The organism is Mesorhizobium sp. M1403 (assembly GCF_040317695.1).
Lineage (GTDB): Bacteria > Pseudomonadota > Alphaproteobacteria > Rhizobiales > Rhizobiaceae > Mesorhizobium.
On record NZ_JAMYKY010000004.1, the window covers coordinates 207,043 to 223,470 of the forward strand.

The window sequence follows — 16,428 nt, forward strand, 5'->3', positions numbered from 1 at the left end:
CCGTGGCCCAATCGTCATCGCCAATCTCAGGTGTCGCAGAACGCTATGCGGGTTCGCTGTTCGAACTCGCGCTGCAGGCCAATTCGGTGGCCAGCGTCGAGACCGACCTCAACAGTTTCGAAGCGATGCTCGAAGGCAGCGCTGACCTTTCGCGGCTGATCAGGAGCCCGGTTTTCTCCAGCGAAGACCAGGCCAAGGCGATCGCCGCGATCGCCGACAGAGCGGGGATCACGGGCCTCACTGGCAATTTCCTGCGCGTCGTTGCCCAGAACCGCCGGCTTTTCGCCGTGCCAGGAATGATCAAGGCGTTCCGCCAGATCGCCGCCGAACACCGCGGCGAGACCGCCGCCGAGGTCACCTCGGCGCATGCGCTGACGCCTGCCCAGGAAACCGAGCTGAAAGCGGCGCTGAAAAGCGTCGCCGGCAAGGATGTGGCGATCACCGTCACCGTCGATCCGTCGCTGCTCGGCGGGCTGGTGGTCAGGATCGGCTCGCGCCAGATCGATACGTCGCTCAAAACCAAACTCAATTCGCTCAAGCTTGCACTGAAAGAGGTCGGCTGATGGACATCCGCGCCGCGGAAATTTCCGCAATTCTGAAAGACCAGATCAAGAATTTCGGCAAGGAGGCCGAGGTCTCCGAAGTCGGCCAGGTGCTGTCCGTCGGTGACGGCATCGCCCGCGTCTATGGCCTCGACAATGTCCAGGCCGGCGAGATGGTCGAGTTCCCCGGCGGCATCCGCGGCATGGCGCTCAACCTCGAAGCCGACAATGTCGGCGTCGTTATCTTCGGCGCCGACCGTGACATCAAGGAAGGCGATACCGTCAAGCGCACTGGCGCCATCGTCGACGCGCCTGTCGGCATGGGCCTGCTCGGCCGCGTCGTCGACGCGCTCGGCAACCCGATCGACGGCAAGGGCCCGATCCAGGCCACCGAACGCAAGCGCGTCGACGTCAAGGCGCCCGGCATCATCCCGCGCAAATCGGTGAACGAGCCGATGTCGACCGGCCTCAAGGCCATCGACGCGCTGATCCCGGTCGGCCGCGGCCAGCGCGAGCTGGTCATCGGCGACCGCCAGACCGGCAAGACCGCGATCATCCTCGACACCATGCTCAACCAGAAATCGGTGCACGACAACGGCCCGGAGAAGGAAAAGCTTTACTGCGTCTATGTCGCCGTCGGCCAGAAGCGCTCGACCGTGGCGCAGTTCGTCAAGGTGCTGGAAGAGCGCGGCGCGCTCGACTATTCAATCATCATCGCCGCAACCGCGTCCGATCCGGCGCCGATGCAGTTCTTGGCGCCGTTCACCGCCTGCACCATGGGCGAATATTTCCGCGACAACGGCATGCACGCGCTGATCAGCTATGACGATCTGTCGAAGCAGGCCGTCGCCTATCGCCAGATGTCGCTGCTGCTGCGCCGTCCTCCGGGCCGCGAGGCCTATCCGGGCGACGTCTTCTACCTGCACTCGCGCCTGCTCGAGCGGGCCGCCAAGCTCAACGACGACAATGGCGGCGGGTCGCTGACGGCGCTGCCGATCATCGAAACGCAGGCCAACGACGTGTCGGCCTATATCCCAACCAACGTCATCTCGATCACCGACGGCCAGATCTTCCTGGAAACCAATCTGTTCTTCCAGGGCGTCCGTCCGGCGGTCAATGTCGGCCTGTCGGTGTCGCGCGTCGGCTCTTCGGCGCAGATCAAGGCGATGAAGCAGGTTGCCGGCTCGATCAAGGGTGAGCTCGCGCAGTACCGCGAAATGGCGGCTTTCGCGCAGTTCGGCTCCGATCTCGACGCCGCCACGCAGCGCCTGCTCAATCGCGGCTCGCGCCTGACCGAGCTTTTGAAGCAGCCGCAATTCTCGCCGCTCAAAGTCGAGGAGCAGGTCGCGGTGATCTTCGCCGGCGTCAACGGCTATCTCGACAAGCTGGCGATCAACCAGGTCGGCAAGTTCGAGCAGGGGCTGTTGTCGCACATGCGCTCGGCCGGCAAGGACGTGCTCGACGGCATCCGCAAGGAGAAGGCGCTGTCCGACGATCTGCGCGCCAGGCTGAAGGCAGAGATCGACGCCTTCGCCAAGACCTTTGCTTGAGTGGGCCGGACGGGATCAGGTTTGAAGCATGCCTTCGTTAAAAGACCTTCGTAACCGTATCGCCTCGGTCAAGGCGACGCAGAAGATCACCAAGGCGATGCAGATGGTCGCCGCGGCGAAGCTGCGCCGCGCGCAGGAAGCGGCTGAAGCGGCGCGTCCCTATTCGGAGCGCATGGGCGCGGTGCTGGCCAACATCACCCAGGCGATCGGCGGTGGCGGCGATGCCCCGGCGCTGATGACCGGTACCGGCAAGGACGACGTGCATCTGCTTGTCGTCTGCACGGCCGAACGCGGCCTGTGCGGTGGCTTCAATTCGCAGATCGCCCGCTTTGCCCGCGACCACATCCGCAAGCTTCTGGCCGACGGCAAGCAGGTCAAGATCATCTGCGTCGGCAAGAAGGGGTTCGACATATTGCGCCGCGACTACGGGGCGCTGATCATCGAGCGTGTCGATCTGCGCGAGGTCAAGACGCTGGGCTTCGTCAATGCCGATGCCATCGCCAAGAAGGTGATCCACCTGTTCAACGAAGGCGGCTTCGACATCTGCACGCTGTTCTATTCGCAGTTCAAGTCGGTGATCAGCCAGATCCCGACAGCGCAGCAAATTATCCCGGCGGGCGTGGTTTCGGATGCTGCTGAAGCGAAGGATGGTGGCAGCGCTGTCTACGAATACGAGCCGGAGCCGGGCGAAATCCTCTCCGATCTCATCCCGCGCAACATCTCCGTGCAGGTCTTCCGCGCGCTGCTCGAGAATGCGGCCGGCGAGATGGGCGCCAAGATGAGCGCCATGGACAATGCGACGCGCAATGCCGGCGACATGATCAACAAATTGTCGATCACCTACAACCGCCAGCGGCAGGCGCAGATCACCAAGGAATTGATCGAAATCATTTCGGGCGCCGAGGCGCTCTAGGCACGCTCCCAAGGAGGTCATCGACCTCAAGCGTGTGAGAAACAAAGAGACGAAAAGGGTAAAGACGATGGCGAAAGCAGCGACCCCGAAGACGGCAGCCCCTAAGGCCGCGGCACCAGCAAAGGCTCCGGCGGCAGCAAAGGCCGCTCCGGCCAAGAAGGCGGCAGCAACCAAGGCCGCCGCCGTGAATACGCCGGCCGCTACCATCAAGAAAACCGGCTTGGCGGGCAAGGTTCGCCAGGTCATCGGCGCTGTTGTCGACGTGCAGTTCGGCGAACATCTGCCGGCGATCCTGAACGCGATTGAGACGATCAATGTCGGCAATCGCCTGGTGCTCGAAGTGGCCCAGCATCTCGGCGAAAACACCGTACGCTGCATCGCCATGGACTCCACCGAAGGTCTGGTTCGCGGCCAGGACGTCTATGACACCGGCGCGCCGATCACCGTGCCGGTCGGCCCTGGCATGCTCGGTCGCATCATCAACGTCATCGGCGAGCCGGTCGACGAGGCAGGCCCGGTCGACGGCATCGAGATGCGCTCGATCCACCAGCCGGCGCCGACCTATGTCGAGCAGTCGACGGAAGCGCAGATCCTGGTCACCGGCATCAAGGTGCTCGACCTGCTGGCCCCCTATGCCCGCGGCGGCAAGATCGGCCTGTTCGGCGGCGCCGGCGTCGGCAAGACGGTGCTGATCCAGGAACTGATCAACAACGTCGCCAAGGCGCATGGCGGCTTCTCGGTGTTCGCCGGCGTCGGCGAGCGCACCCGCGAAGGCAACGACCTCTATCACGAGTTCATCGAGTCCGGCGTCAACAAGAAGGGCGGCGGCGAAGGCTCCAAGGCCGCGCTCGTCTATGGCCAGATGAACGAGCCGCCGGGCGCGCGCGCGCGCGTCGGCCTGACCGGCCTGACGGTTGCCGAATACTTCCGCGACCAGGGCCAGGACGTGCTGTTCTTCGTCGACAACATCTTCCGCTTCACGCAGGCGGGCTCGGAAGTGTCGGCGCTGCTCGGCCGCATTCCTTCGGCCGTGGGCTACCAGCCGACGCTGGCCACCGACATGGGCGCGCTGCAGGAGCGTATCACCACGACGACCAAGGGTTCGATCACCTCGGTGCAGGCGATCTATGTGCCGGCCGACGATTTGACCGACCCGGCACCGGCGACTTCATTCGCCCACCTCGACGCGACGACCGTGCTCAACCGCGCGATTTCGGAAAAGGGCATCTATCCGGCGGTCGATCCGCTCGATTCGACTTCGCGCATGCTCGACCCGATGGTTGTCGGCGAGGAGCACTACCAGGTCGCGCGCCAGGTGCAGTCGATCCTTCAGCGTTACAAGTCGCTGCAGGACATCATCGCCATCCTGGGCATGGACGAGCTGTCGGAAGAGGACAAGCAGACGGTTGCCCGCGCCCGCAAGATCGAGCGCTTCCTGTCGCAGCCCTTCTTCGTCGCCGAAGTGTTCACCGGCGCGCCGGGCAAGCTGGTTGACCTTGCCGACACCATCAAGGGCTTCAAGGGCCTTTGCAACGGCGACTACGACCATCTGCCGGAGGCCGCCTTCTACATGGTCGGCGGCATCGAGGAAGCGGTCGAGAAGGCACAGCGCCTGGCGGCTGAAGCGGCGTAAGCCAAAGCGAATAGCGAATAGGGAGTAGCGAATAGGGGTCTATGAGCCGGACGAGTTTCTTCACTACTCGCTACTCACTATTCCCTATTCGCTAAATTGATCATGCCTGAAGCTTTCAAGTTCGAACTGGTCTCGCCGGAGCGCCTCTTGGTTTCCGAGCAGGTCGAATCTGTCGTCATTCCGGGCGCCGAGGGCGAGATGACGGTGATGGCGCATCACGCACCGGTCATGACCACGATCAAGCCGGGCGTCGTCACGTTGAGGACCGCTTCCGGCAAGGAAGAACGCTACGTGGTGTTCGGCGGCTTTGCCGACATCGTTCCGGCCGGCTGCACGCTGCTGGCGGAATCGGCTGTGGCCGTCGGCGACATCGACCGCGCCGAGCTTGCCCGCCGCATCCAGGAGGCGAGGGAAGACGCCGCCGACGCCAAGGACGACCAGACCCGCAGCAAGGCCGAGCAGTTCCTTAACCAGCTCACCACGCTTGAAGGCGCCATCCTGCCGGCTTAACGCGAAGGATCAGTTCGGCGTCGAGAAAGCGAGGCTTGCCTCGCTTTTTTATTTGGTGAACAGTCAGGCTGCCTTGGCGTGGGGGGCCGATGACAGAACAAACAGTGCAACAAGAAACAGTCTCGCGATCCAGATGGTCGACGGCCCTGGTGTCGGCCCTTGGCGGCCCGTTTGGCGGATTTCTATGGATTGGCGCTGGCAAACTGGCTGTCATAAGCCTGTTTGTGATCAGTGCTGTCAGCATCGCGCTTTGCTACATCGGAATTCCGGTGGTGCCGGGCATGGATCTTGCGGCGGCGGGCAACTTTTCAGGTATCGGCTTGATGATCCTGTGGGCGACGCTCGTTGTTCCCTTTGCGCATCGGTTCAAGCCGGACAAATGGTATGCGCAAGGGGTGTCGGTGTTCGTGTTGGCGTTTTACGCCTCCATCGTGGCTGCGTTTGTAATCCGCTCGTTGGTGTTCCAATCGTTTTCGATCTCGTCTGGCAGCATGACGCCGACGTTGCGGGAGGGCGACTATCTCTTCGTGTCCAAATCCGCATACGGCTACAGTCGCTACAGCGTGCCCTTCAACGTGCTCTCATTTGACGGGCGCCTATTGGGCGCGGAACCCAAAAGGGGAGATGTGGTGGCATTCAAGTTCCCGCCCGATCCGAGCGTGAACTACATCCAGCGGATCGTCGGCTTTCCGGGCGAAAAGATCCAGATCATCGACGGGATGCTTTACATCAACGAGGTAGCGGTGGGGCTCGAGGATATCGGCTCTTTTTCGTCCGAAGAGTTCCCCGATCCAGTCAAACTTCAACGTGAAACTTTGCCAGAGGGCGTGTCCTACACCGTTCTCAACCTGACAGATTCATCCATCGGGGACAACACGAACTCGTGGATCGTGCCCGCAGGCCACTATTTTGCACTTGGCGACAATCGGGACAATTCCTCCGACAGCCGATTCAGCGTCGGGTTTATTCCCAGTGAAAATCTGGTCGGCAAGGCCGTGCGGCTGTTCTGGAATTCTAAAGGCGTCGACTATTCTTCCCGGCAAGTATTGGATCCGTCAGGCAAATAGCTCACACCGTCAGCGCTTCCACGGCGCGCATGACGCCGCGCAGTTCGGCGAGGCCCTTCAGGCGGCCGATGCAGGAATAGCCGGGGTTCACCTTCTTGCCGATGTCGTCGACAATGGCATGGCCATGGTCCGGACGCATCGGAATCTGCCAGTCCGCCCTGCCTGCCGCCTTGCGCCGCCGCTCCTCGCCAATCAGCGCCGACACGACCGCCACCATGTCGGTGTCGCCGTCGAGGTGCTCGGCTTCGTGGAAGGAGCCGTCGGGCTCCTTGGTGACATTGCGCAGATGGGCGAAATGGATGTTCTCGGCGAAAGCCTTCGCCATTGCCGGCAGATCGTTCTGCGCGCTCGCGCCGTAGGAGCCGGTACACAGTGTCAGTCCGTTAGCCGGCGAAGCGACGGCGTCGAGCAGCGCGCGGGCATCGGCTGCCTTGGAAACGATGCGCGGCAGGCCGAACAACGAAAAAGGCGGATCGTCGGGGTGGATCGCCATCCTGACGCCGGCCTCTTCGGCAACCGGCACGATCTCGCGCAGGAAGGCAAACAGGTTTTCGCGCAGTCCTTCGGTAGAGACGTCCTTGTAGAGGTCGAGGGCGCGGCGGAAGCTCGCTCGATCGAAGATGAATTCGCGCGCCGGCACCCAGCCGATCAGGTTGAGCTCCAGTCTCGCCTTGTCGCTTTCGCTCATGCCTTGCAGCCGCACACGCGCCGCCTCGACACGGGCCGGCGGGTGATCGGCCTCCGCCCGTTTTCGCTCGAGGATGAAGACGTCATAGGCGCAGAGCTCGACGACATCGAAGCGCAGCGCCGTGCCGCCATGCGGCATCGGATAGTCGAGGTCGGTGCGCGTCCAGTCGGTGATCGCCATGAAATTATAGCAGATGGTGTTGATGCCGGCGGCAGCGACGGCGCGGATCGAGGCCTTATAATTGTCGATCAGGGTGCGCCAGTCGCCACTGCGGGTCTTGATGTCCTCGTGGACGACGATGCTCTCGACCACGTCCCAGGTCAGGCCTGCTGCCTCGATCTCTGCCTTGCGCCTGGCGATCTCGTCAGCCGGCCAGGCGCGGCCGTCATTGAGGTGATGCAGCGCGCTGACGATGCCGACGGCGCCGGCCTGACGGACATGGGCAAGCGTCACCGGGTCGTCGGGCCCGAACCAGCGCCAAGTCTGTCTCATGGCTTCTCACTCCCTATGCCAAGCGCCGCCAAGGCAGCGGCAGGCCCGCCCCGCCGCAGGCGCTCGAGATGGGCTGTCGTCAGATCAATCAGTGTCATGCGCTGGGAATGGTCCCTGGCGAAGCCGGCGAGATCGAACATCGCTGTCACAGCTTCATCAGCCGGCCGGCTGCCGAGCGCCGTAAGCCGAGTGTCGATCGGGTCGGTGAAATGGGCTTCGGGCAAGGTCTTGCCGCGCGCCTCGCAAGCGGCGATCCAGGCGGCCACCACCAGCATCAGATGGGCTGGGGGATCACCGGCACTCAGCCGCTCGACGGCCGAGGCGACGATGCGCTGTGGCAGTTTCTGGCTGCCGTCATTGGCGATCTGCGCCGTGCGATGGGCCAGCGCCGTGTTCGAGTAACGTTCGGCGAGCTGGGCCGTGTAGCCGGCCGTATCGAGCCCGGCGTCCTGCGGCAGCGTCGGGATCGCCTCGGCCCACAGTCCGTCGACGAATTGCCGGATCGCCGGATCGGCAAAGGCGCGGTCGACCGTGTCGTAGCCGCTGAGCAGGCCGAGATAGGCGATTGCCGAATGCGAGCCGTTGAGCAGCCGCAGCTTCATGTCCTCGAACGGCCCGACGTCGCCGACCATAGTGACGCCGAACTTTTCCCAGGCCGGCCTGCCGGCCGGAAAGTCGTCCTCGACCACCCATTGGCAGAACGGCTCGGTCATCACCGGCCAGGCATCCTCGACGCCGAGCTCTACGGCGATACGCGCCCGGTCGGCATCCGTGGTCGCCGGCACGATGCGGTCGACCATGCTCGACGGAAAGGCGACGCCGTCGGCGATGTGTGCGGCGAGCCTGGCATCGCCTGAAGTGGCGAGCCTGGAATCGCGCAGTGCGGCGAATTCGACCAGCAGGCGGTGCAGCGTGGCGCCATTGGCCGGAAGGTTGTCGCAGCAGAGCACGGTGAAAGGCTGGATGCCGGTGGCACGGCGGCGCGACAGCGCCTCCGTCAGGAAACCATGCGCCGTTCGTGGCATTTGCGGGTTAGCCAGATCATGGACGATGTCGGGGTGGGTATTGTCCAGTCCGCCGCCGGCTGCCCTCAGATAGGCCTTTTCGGTGATCGTCAGCGTGACGATACGGGTGAGCGGATCGGTCAGAGCGGCGAGCACCGCAGCCGGATCTTCCGGCGCCACCAGCAGCGACAGGATCGAACCGACGACGCGCAGCTCTTCTTCGACGCTGCTCCTGATCGCCAGTGTGTAGAGGCCATCCTGCGGCGCCAGTGCGTCGCGCGTGCCTGGACTGCGCAAGGACACGCCGACAATGCCCCAGCCTGTCTCTCCAGCCGCCAGACAGTCGTCGACATAGGCCGCCTGGTGGGCGCGGTGGAACGCGCCGACGCCGAGATGGACGATGCCTGGCGCAATAGCGCCGCGGTCGTAGCGGGGAACCGCGACCGAAGCCGGCAGTGCCTTCAGCGTGCTGTTGGAAAGGCGTCTATTGGTCATTGCGCGGCGTGTCTGATCGAGGTTGCTGGGTCACTGTTGGCAGGCGGCGTAACACCCGTTGCCGTCACGCACAATGGGCAATGGCCGACGAAAAGTCATCATACAACAACCCATTTTTTGTATGTTGACATTATTTCTTTCCAACCCTACCGATGTCCGGATTGGGAGGATTTACGTGGCCGCATTGACGGATCCAGATTTGCTGTTTGCCGCCGAGGCGCGCCCGCTTTCGCTGGCCCGCGATCTCTACGCCGCGGTCAAGGACCTGCCGATCGTCAGCCCGCACGGCCACACCGATCCGCGCTGGTATGCGCTCAACGAGGCGTTTCCCGATCCGGCGCAGTTGCTGATCGTGCCGGACCACTACATTTTCCGCATGCTGTTCAGCCAGGGTGTTCGGCTTGAGGAGCTTGGCGTGCCGACGCTTGACGGTTCGCCGGTGGAAACCGACGGCAGAACGATCTGGCGGCGCTTCGCCGAGCATTATTACCTGTTCCGCGGCACGCCGACCCGGCTGTGGTTCGACCATGTGCTCGCCCATCTGTTTGGTATCGACGAGCCGCTGAATGCCAAGACGGCCGACCGCCACTACGACACGATCGCGACGCTGCTGCAGTGGGAGAATTTTCGCCCGCGAGCGCTGTTCGAGCGCTTCAACATTGAGGTCATCGCGACGACCGAAGGCGCGCTCGACGATCTCAGATGGCACCAGATGATCCGCGACAGCGGCTGGGAGGGCCGCGTCGTCACCGCCTATCGGCCGGATGCGATCGTCGATCCCGACTTCGAAGGCTTTTCGGCCAATCTCGACCGGCTTGGCGAGATCACCGGCTGCGACACCGGCAATTGGGCCGGCTATCTCGATGCGCATCGCCAGCGGCGCGCCTTCTTCAAGAGCTTTGGCGCGACTTCCTCCGATCACGGCCATCCAACAGCCGAAACCGCCAATCTCTCGGATGCCGCCGCCGAGGAGCTGTTCAACCGCATCCGCCGGGGCTCGAACGACGAGCGCGAGCGAAAGCTGTTTCGCGCCCAGATGCTGACCGAGATGGCCAAGATGAGCCGTGACGACGGGCTGGTCCTGCAAATCCATCCCGGCTCCTGGCGCAATCATTCGCCGGCTGTCTTTCAGAAGTTCGGCAGGGACAAAGGCTTCGATATCCCGACTCGAACCGATTATGTGACGGCGTTGAAGCCGCTGCTCGACTGTGTCGGGTTGAAGCGCGATCTCACCATCATCCTCTTCACCCTCGACGAGACCAGCTATGCGCGCGAGCTGGCGCCGCTCGCCGGTGTCTACCCGGCATTGAAGCTCGGGCCGGCCTGGTGGTTCCACGACAGCCCCGAAGGCATGCGCCGGTTCCGTGAGATGACCACCGAAACGGCCGGTTTCTACAACACCGTCGGTTTCAACGACGACACCCGCGCCTTTCCATCCATACCGGCCCGCCATGATGTGGCGCGCCGGGTCGATTGCGCATATCTGGCGCGTCTCGTCGCCGAGCATCGGCTCGGCGAGGACGAGGCGCACGAGCTGGCGCAGGAACTTGCCTATACGCTCGCGAAAAAGGCGTACCGGCTCTAACGGCGCTTGCCGCCATCGTTCAAACGGGAGGAAACCAATGCTGCATTTTTCAAGACTGGCGGGAGCTACGCTACTTGCCGCCGCACTGCTGGCCGGAACGGCAAGCGCCCAGACGGTTCTGCGCTCGTCCGACACACACCCGGACGGCTATCCGACGGTCGAGGCGGTCAAATATTTCGGCGAGCTCGTGAAAGAGCGCACGGCCGGCCGCTATGTGGTCGAACTCTATCCTTCCGCGCAACTCGGCGAGGAAAAGGACACGATCGAGCAGGTGCGCACCGGCGTGATCGATCTCAACCGCGTCTCGATGGCGCCGTTCAACGGGCTCATCCCGGAGACCACCGTACCCTCGCTGCCCTACATCTTCCGTTCGGAAGACCATATGCACAAGGTCATGGACGGAGCGATCGGCGACCAGATCGCGGCGGCGTTCGACCAGGTCGGGCTGGTGCTGCTCGCCTTTTACGACGGCGGCTCGCGCTCCTTCTACAATTCGAAGAAGCCGATCAACACTGTAGCCGACATGGCCGGTATGAAGTTCCGCGTCATCCAGTCCGACATCTTCGTCGACATGGTGGCGGCACTCGGCGCCAACGCGACGCCGATGCCGTATGGCGAGGTGTATTCGGCGATCGAGACCGGGGTGATCGACGGCGCGGAGAACAATTTTCCGAGCTACGACACCGCCAAGCACGCGGAAGTCGCCAAATACTATTCGCTCGACGAGCACACGATGGTGCCGGAAGCCTTCGTCATGGCGAAGTCGAGCTGGGACAAGCTGACGCCGGAAGACCAGGCGATCTTCAAGGCGGCCGCCAAGGAGAGCGTCGCCAAGCAGCGCGAGCTGTGGACCGCCAAGGTCAAGGAATCGCGCGCCAAGGTCGAGGCGGCCGGTTCGCAGATCACGACGCCGGATAAGCAGCCCTTCATCGACGCGATGGGCCCGGTCTACGAGAAGCACGTCAAGGACGACAAGCTGAAGGCCATGGTCGAAGCCATCAAGGCCGTGCAGTGATCAAGCGGCGGCGCGGACATCCCGCGCCGCCGTCCTCTTGCGGAGAAAACCGGTGACTTCCAGCCCAAAACCAAGACCGCTCCTGTCCGGCGTCGCGCAAGTGATGTCGCGCGTCAGCACGGCGGCGCTGTCGATCGCCGGCATCGGGCTGGTGCTGATGACCGCCTTCGTCGCCTGGCAAGTGTTCGGCCGCTATGTTCTGAATCGTTCGCCGAGCTGGACCGAGCCGGGCTCGGTGATGCTGATGAGCTGGTTCATTTTCCTCGGCGCTGCCGTCGGCGTGCGCGAGAACTATCATCTCGGCTTCGACGTCCTGCTCTACGTGCTGCCAAAAGGCGGCAAGCGCTGGCTGCGGATGATTTCGGACCTCGTCGCGCTCGCCTTCGGCATCGGCATGATCTGGTATGGCAGCCAGCTGGTCGCATTGACCTGGGGCTCTGTCTTGCCGTCACTCGGCATATCGGGGGGCTGGGACTATGTCCCGCTTGTCGCGGGAGGCGCGCTCATCGTGCTCTTCACGCTGGAGCGCATCGTGCTTCGCCTCTCCGGCGCGCCGATCGACGATGCCCTCGATGAATTGCCGCCGGCCGAAGTCGCAGCCGAACTCGACACCGCCAACGTGAAGGTCTGACGCCATGGAACTGTGGATTCTCTTCGGCGTCTTCACCCTGCTGATGCTTATCGGCACGCCGATCGCTTTCTGCCTCGGCGTCGCAAGCCTGGCCACCGTCCTCTATATGGGCCTGCCGCCGCTGATCGTCTTCCAGCGCCTGAATTCCGGCATGAGCGTCTTTTCGCTGCTGGCCATTCCGTTTTTCATCTACGCCGGCGACTTGATGGTGCGCGGCGGCATCGCCAGCAAGATCGTTGCCTTCGCCGGCTCGCTCGTCGGCCATTTGCGCGGCGGCCTCGGGCAGGTCAACATCGCGACCGCTACACTATTCGGCGGCATTTCGGGCTCCGCGGTGGCGGAGGCAGCCGCGGTGGGCGGCCTGATGATCCCGCAGATGAAGGCGCGTGGATATGGAGCGGACTACGCCGTCAACGTCACGTCGATGGCGGCGCTGATCGCGCTGCTGCTGCCGCCGTCGCACAACATGATCATCTACGCGATCTCGGCAGGCGGAAAGATCTCCATCGCCGATCTGTTCACGGCCGGCATCATCCCGGGCCTGCTGCTGGCCCTGTCACTGATGGTCACCGCTTATTTCGTGGCGCGCTCCCGCGGCTATCCGACCGAGCCGTTTCCGGGCTTCACCGCGGTCGCGCATCTTTTCGCCGTCGCGTTGCCCGGCCTGCTGCTGATCGCGATCATCTTCGGCGGCGTACGATCGGGCGTCTTCACGGCCACCGAGAGTTCCTGTATCGCCGTCATCTATGCGCTGCTCGTGACTGTCTTCGTTTACCGGCAGATGACCTGGGAAGGGTTCGTTCATGCCACCCATGGCGCCGTGCGCACCACGGCCATGGTGCTGCTTATCATCGGCATGGCGGCGGCATTCTCGTGGCTGATGGCCTTCCTGAAAGTACCGGCAGCGCTGATAGCCTCCATGAACGCGATCTCGGACGATCCGCTGGTCGTGCTTCTGCTGCTCAACCTCTTGATGCTGTTCCTCGGCACGTTCATGGACATGGGGCCGACGATCATCATTTGCACGCCGATCTTCCTGCCCGTGGCGCAGGCCTACGGCGTCGATCCGGTGCATTTCGGCGTCATCATGATCCTCAATTTCGGCATCGGGCTGAACACGCCGCCGGTGGGCGCAGTGCAGTTCGTGGCGTGCGCAGTGGGCAAGATATCCGTCTGGGAATCGATGCGCTCGATCTGGCCGTTCTATGGCGCAGGCCTCGTGGTGCTGGCGCTCGTCACTTACATTCCAGCCATTTCGCTATGGCTGCCGAGCGTCTTCAAATAGGGGTTGCGACATGGCATCGGACACCGCAGTCGGGCTCCGCGTCGAACGAAGACCGAAGCTTTCGGAAACCGTCGTCGCCGCGATCCGCAAGCAGTTGCAGGCGGGCGAGATCCAGCCTGGGCAAAAGCTGCCGACCGAGGGCCAGTTGACTGAAACCTTCGGGGTCAGCCGCACCGTGATACGCGAGGCGCTGGCCAAGCTTGCCGCGGACGGCCTGGTCGAGCCGCGCCAAGGCGCCGGCGTCTTTGTCACCGAGCATATCTCGACAGCGTTCGGGGCTCTGGCAGCGGAGATGGGCAGCAAGGATTCAATTGCCCTCAACGTGCTCGAAGTCAGGTTGGCGATCGAGATCGAATCCGCCGGGCTCGCCGCCCTCCGCCGTAACGCCGCACAGGAAGCGGCGATCCAGGAAGCCTTCTTCGAGTTCGAACGGCTGCTCCTCAACAGCGAGCCGACGGGACCGGCCGACCTCGCCTTCCACCGCGCAATCGCCAGCGCCACCAACAATCCGTTCTATGTCGAGATGCTCGATGTGCTCGGCCGGCGCGCCATCCCTTGCGATGTGACCTCGCCCTGGTCGACCGAATTCGCGCAGTCCGACGCCTACCAGCGCGGCCTGCAGCGCGAACACCTGATGATCCTTAATGCCATCTCGGCAGGCGATGCCGAGGCGGCACGGGAGGCGATGCGCGCGCATCTCGGTGCCAGCCAGCAGCGCTATCGCGAGCGCCTGCACGCGCGCCAGGTGTTTTATGCCGACTCGGTCAAGGCCGCGGCAACTGAATAAGCAATTGAGGCAGCTCCATGGGACAGCAATGAATCACACCGACAATCACACGGATTTTACCTCGCGCTTCGCCATCGATCCTGTTTCTGCCGCGGCGATGGGTACGGACGAACTGCGTCACAATTTCCTGATCGAGGACTTGTTCCAGCCAGGCCGTATCAGCCTGACCTACACCCACTACGACCGCATGATCGTCGGTGGTGCCATGCCCGCCGGCGCGCCGCTGCCGCTGCGGGCGATCAAGCCAACCGGGACCAAGAATTTTCTCGACCGCCGTGAGATTATCATCGTCAACATCGCCGGTGCAGGCATCGTGACAGCCGGCGGTCAATCTTACGAGCTGCAGGCGCGCGACATGCTCTATCTCGGCATGGGCACGGATAAGGTATCGTTCGCTGCGACCAATCCGGCTGAGCCGGCTAAGTTCTACCTGCTCAGCGCGCCGGCGCATCAGAGCCATCCCAACCGGCTGATCCGCATCGGCGATGCCAAGCGGCTTGATCTCGGCAGCCAGGCGACCTCCAACGAACGCTCGATCTTTCAGTTCATCCATGCCGATGGCGTGAAGACCTGTCAGCTGGTCGTCGGCATGACCCAGCTTGCCCCTGGTTCGGTCTGGAACACCATGCCATGCCATGTGCATGACCGGCGCATGGAGGCCTATCTCTATTTCGACCTGCCGGAGACGGCGCGGGTGTTTCACTTCATGGGCGAACCGGACGAAACGCGTCATCTCGTCGTGCGCAACGAGGAGGCGGTGCTGTCGCCGGGATGGTCGATCCATTCGGGCGCCGGCACCTCGAACTACGCCTTCATCTGGGCGATGGCCGGCGACAATGTCGACTATACCGATGTCGACCTGGTGGCGATGGAGGAGCTCAAGTGAGCGACCTCGCGGCCTTCAGCCTTGCCGGCAAGCGTATCCTCGTCACCGGCGCCAATACCGGCATCGGCCAGGGCATCGCCGTGTCGATCGCGCGTGCCGGCGGCGCGGTCGTCGGCGTCGGTCGCTCGGCGATGGACGAGACGGCGGAGAAGATTGCGGCGGCCGGCGGACGCTTCGAGGCGGTCCGCTGCGACCTTGGCGATGATGCCGCCGCCCAGGCGATGCTTGACCGCGTCTGGGACGATACGGGGCCGCTCGACGGCCTGGTCAACAATGCCGGCATCATCCGGCGTGCCGATGCGGTCGACTTGACCGAAGCCGACTGGGACGACGTCATCGGCGTCAACCTCAAGACGGTGTTCTTCCTCAGCCAGAGTTTTGCCAGGCGCGTGCTTGCCGACCCGGGACGGCGTGGCAAGATCGTCAACATCGCTTCGGTGCTGAGTTTTCAGGGTGGCATCCGTGTCGCCTCCTACACCGCCTCCAAACATGGCGTGCTCGGCATCACCCGACTGCTCGCCTGCGAATGGGCGGCAAAGGGCATCAACGTCAACGGCATTGCGCCAGGCTATATCGAGACCAACAACACCGAGGCGCTGCGTGCCGATCCCGACCGCAGCGCTTCGATCCTGGCGCGCATTCCGGCCGGGCGCTGGGGCGCGCCGGAAGACATCGGCGACGCAGCCGTCTTCCTGCTGGCGCCGGCGTCGAACTATATGCACGGCGCGGTGGTGCCGGTGGATGGCGGCTGGCTGGCGCGATGAACAACAAAAGATGAGAGTTTGGCGATGACCGGAACCAAGATCTTCTCGCATGCCGGCGAGGGTGCGTGGACGCCGACGCCGGATGGCAACCGCCGGCGCGTGCTCCTGCACACGGACGAGCTGATGATGGTCGAGTTCGGTTTCGACAAGGGCGGCGTCGGCGCGCTGCACTCACACCCGCACGTCCAGGCGAGCTACGTCGCCGAAGGCCGTTTCGAGGTCATCATCGACGGCAGGACCGAGATCCTGGAAACCGGAAGCAGCTTCATCGTTCCTTCCAACCTGGTCCATGGCGTCAAGGCACTGGAGGCGGGACGACTGGTCGACAACTTTACGCCGCCCCGCGCCGATTTCCTCGACTGAGCTGCGGGCCCGAAGATCAGGCTGTCAGTTCTCGGAACGAAAAACCCGCGCCTCCGGAGAGACGCGGGCGTGTTGCCTGGGCGCTTGTGGCGCCGCGGTACTCAAAACATCACCGCAGAACCTGAACCTGCCGAATGATGGTGAAGATAGGATTAACCGCTCCGAGGCGGCGCGATATTCACAGCCAAGGCGAATAGGGGCTGGAACGACGGTCCGAT

The 16,428-nt window shown here is 63.4% G+C and carries 16 protein-coding genes; 14 read left to right on the plus strand and 2 right to left on the minus strand.

What is annotated here, in order from left to right; translation table 11 throughout:
• The first annotated feature begins 2 nt into the window (after nt 1-2).
• From NKH01_RS10525 to lepB, 6 genes are all read left to right on the plus strand, one after another.
• Nucleotides 3-563: a F0F1 ATP synthase subunit delta gene (locus tag NKH01_RS10525; protein WP_023719707.1), complete on the plus strand. Its 561-nt coding sequence runs from the start codon at nt 3-5 to the stop codon at nt 561-563.
• Complete coding sequence (gene atpA, locus NKH01_RS10530; protein WP_023719706.1) at nt 563-2,092, plus strand: F0F1 ATP synthase subunit alpha; 1,530 nt, start codon at nt 563-565, stop codon at nt 2,090-2,092. Before NKH01_RS10525 ends, atpA begins: the two co-directional genes overlap by 1 nt.
• Nucleotides 2,093-2,120: 28 nt before the next feature.
• Nucleotides 2,121-3,005: a F0F1 ATP synthase subunit gamma gene (locus NKH01_RS10535; RefSeq protein WP_023719705.1), complete on the plus strand. Its 885-nt coding sequence runs from the start codon at nt 2,121-2,123 to the stop codon at nt 3,003-3,005.
• Between the two features lie 67 nt (nt 3,006-3,072).
• On the plus strand, nt 3,073-4,638 hold the full coding sequence (atpD, locus tag NKH01_RS10540) for a F0F1 ATP synthase subunit beta (RefSeq protein WP_352494126.1): 1,566 nt from the start codon (nt 3,073-3,075) through the stop codon (nt 4,636-4,638).
• A 102-nt stretch (nt 4,639-4,740) separates the two neighbouring features.
• Nucleotides 4,741-5,148, plus strand: a complete 408-nt coding sequence (locus tag NKH01_RS10545; RefSeq protein WP_353020116.1) for a F0F1 ATP synthase subunit epsilon — start codon at nt 4,741-4,743, stop codon at nt 5,146-5,148.
• A gap of 89 nt (nt 5,149-5,237) precedes the next feature.
• The gene (gene lepB / locus NKH01_RS10550) at nt 5,238-6,215 is read left to right on the plus strand and encodes a signal peptidase I (RefSeq protein WP_502895829.1); all 978 of its coding nucleotides are present in this window, start codon (nt 5,238-5,240) and stop codon (nt 6,213-6,215) included.
• Between the two features lies 1 nt (nt 6,216).
• Here the strand turns inward: lepB and uxuA are convergent, their stop codons facing one another.
• Nucleotides 6,217-7,395, minus strand: coding sequence for a mannonate dehydratase (gene uxuA, locus NKH01_RS10555; RefSeq protein WP_352494127.1), 1,179 nt, complete (start codon nt 7,393-7,395; stop codon nt 6,217-6,219).
• Nucleotides 7,392-8,894, minus strand: coding sequence for a mannitol dehydrogenase family protein (locus NKH01_RS10560; protein WP_353020117.1), 1,503 nt, complete (start codon nt 8,892-8,894; stop codon nt 7,392-7,394). The genes uxuA and NKH01_RS10560 overlap by 4 nt, the downstream gene beginning before the upstream one ends.
• A gap of 175 nt (nt 8,895-9,069) precedes the next feature.
• Here NKH01_RS10560 and uxaC point away from each other — a divergent pair, with 175 nt between their 5' ends.
• The 8 genes from uxaC to NKH01_RS10600 all read left to right on the plus strand — a co-directional run bounded on the left by uxaC (nt 9,070) and on the right by NKH01_RS10600 (nt 16,210).
• Nucleotides 9,070-10,479, plus strand: coding sequence for a glucuronate isomerase (gene uxaC, locus NKH01_RS10565; protein WP_353020118.1), 1,410 nt, complete (start codon nt 9,070-9,072; stop codon nt 10,477-10,479).
• Nucleotides 10,480-10,516: 37 nt separating this feature from the next.
• Complete coding sequence (locus NKH01_RS10570; RefSeq protein WP_352494130.1) at nt 10,517-11,494, plus strand: TRAP transporter substrate-binding protein; 978 nt, start codon at nt 10,517-10,519, stop codon at nt 11,492-11,494.
• Nucleotides 11,495-11,597: 103 nt separating this feature from the next.
• The gene (locus tag NKH01_RS10575; protein ID WP_023719697.1) at nt 11,598-12,125 is read left to right on the plus strand and encodes a TRAP transporter small permease; all 528 of its coding nucleotides are present in this window, start codon (nt 11,598-11,600) and stop codon (nt 12,123-12,125) included.
• 4 nt (nt 12,126-12,129) lie between these two features.
• Nucleotides 12,130-13,410, plus strand: a complete 1,281-nt coding sequence (locus tag NKH01_RS10580; protein WP_353020119.1) for a TRAP transporter large permease — start codon at nt 12,130-12,132, stop codon at nt 13,408-13,410.
• A gap of 10 nt (nt 13,411-13,420) precedes the next feature.
• On the plus strand, nt 13,421-14,197 hold the full coding sequence (locus NKH01_RS10585; protein ID WP_352480962.1) for a FadR/GntR family transcriptional regulator: 777 nt from the start codon (nt 13,421-13,423) through the stop codon (nt 14,195-14,197).
• A gap of 28 nt (nt 14,198-14,225) precedes the next feature.
• Nucleotides 14,226-15,083: a 5-dehydro-4-deoxy-D-glucuronate isomerase gene (kduI, locus tag NKH01_RS10590; RefSeq protein ID WP_353020120.1), complete on the plus strand. Its 858-nt coding sequence runs from the start codon at nt 14,226-14,228 to the stop codon at nt 15,081-15,083.
• Nucleotides 15,080-15,847 (plus strand): 2-dehydro-3-deoxy-D-gluconate 5-dehydrogenase KduD, encoded by a 768-nt coding sequence (gene kduD, locus NKH01_RS10595; RefSeq protein WP_352845254.1) that lies wholly within the window; start codon nt 15,080-15,082, stop codon nt 15,845-15,847. The genes kduI and kduD overlap by 4 nt, the downstream gene beginning before the upstream one ends.
• A gap of 24 nt (nt 15,848-15,871) precedes the next feature.
• A complete protein-coding gene (locus NKH01_RS10600; RefSeq protein ID WP_353020122.1) occupies nt 15,872-16,210 on the plus strand; it encodes a cupin domain-containing protein in 339 nt (112 codons plus the stop codon).
• Nucleotides 16,211-16,428: the final 218 nt, after the last annotated feature.

Excerpts from the sequence above, each read along its gene's own strand:
- atpA (WP_023719706.1), top strand. The coding sequence starts at position 563 with ATGGACATCCGCGCCGCGGAAATTTCCGCAATTCTGAAAGACCAGATC.
- NKH01_RS10535 (WP_023719705.1), top strand. The coding sequence starts at position 2,121 with ATGCCTTCGTTAAAAGACCTTCGTAACCGTATCGCCTCGGTCAAGGCG.
- atpD (WP_352494126.1), top strand. The coding sequence starts at position 3,073 with ATGGCGAAAGCAGCGACCCCGAAGACGGCAGCCCCTAAGGCCGCGGCA.
- NKH01_RS10545 (WP_353020116.1), top strand. The coding sequence starts at position 4,741 with ATGCCTGAAGCTTTCAAGTTCGAACTGGTCTCGCCGGAGCGCCTCTTG.
- lepB (WP_502895829.1), top strand. The coding sequence starts at position 5,238 with ATGACAGAACAAACAGTGCAACAAGAAACAGTCTCGCGATCCAGATGG.
- uxuA (WP_352494127.1), bottom strand. The coding sequence starts at position 7,395 with ATGAGACAGACTTGGCGCTGGTTCGGGCCCGACGACCCGGTGACGCTT.
- NKH01_RS10560 (WP_353020117.1), bottom strand. The coding sequence starts at position 8,894 with ATGACCAATAGACGCCTTTCCAACAGCACGCTGAAGGCACTGCCGGCT.
- NKH01_RS10570 (WP_352494130.1), top strand. The coding sequence starts at position 10,517 with ATGCTGCATTTTTCAAGACTGGCGGGAGCTACGCTACTTGCCGCCGCA.
- NKH01_RS10575 (WP_023719697.1), top strand. The coding sequence starts at position 11,598 with ATGTCGCGCGTCAGCACGGCGGCGCTGTCGATCGCCGGCATCGGGCTG.
- NKH01_RS10580 (WP_353020119.1), top strand. The coding sequence starts at position 12,130 with ATGGAACTGTGGATTCTCTTCGGCGTCTTCACCCTGCTGATGCTTATC.
- NKH01_RS10585 (WP_352480962.1), top strand. The coding sequence starts at position 13,421 with ATGGCATCGGACACCGCAGTCGGGCTCCGCGTCGAACGAAGACCGAAG.
- kduI (WP_353020120.1), top strand. The coding sequence starts at position 14,226 with ATGAATCACACCGACAATCACACGGATTTTACCTCGCGCTTCGCCATC.
- NKH01_RS10600 (WP_353020122.1), top strand. The coding sequence starts at position 15,872 with ATGACCGGAACCAAGATCTTCTCGCATGCCGGCGAGGGTGCGTGGACG.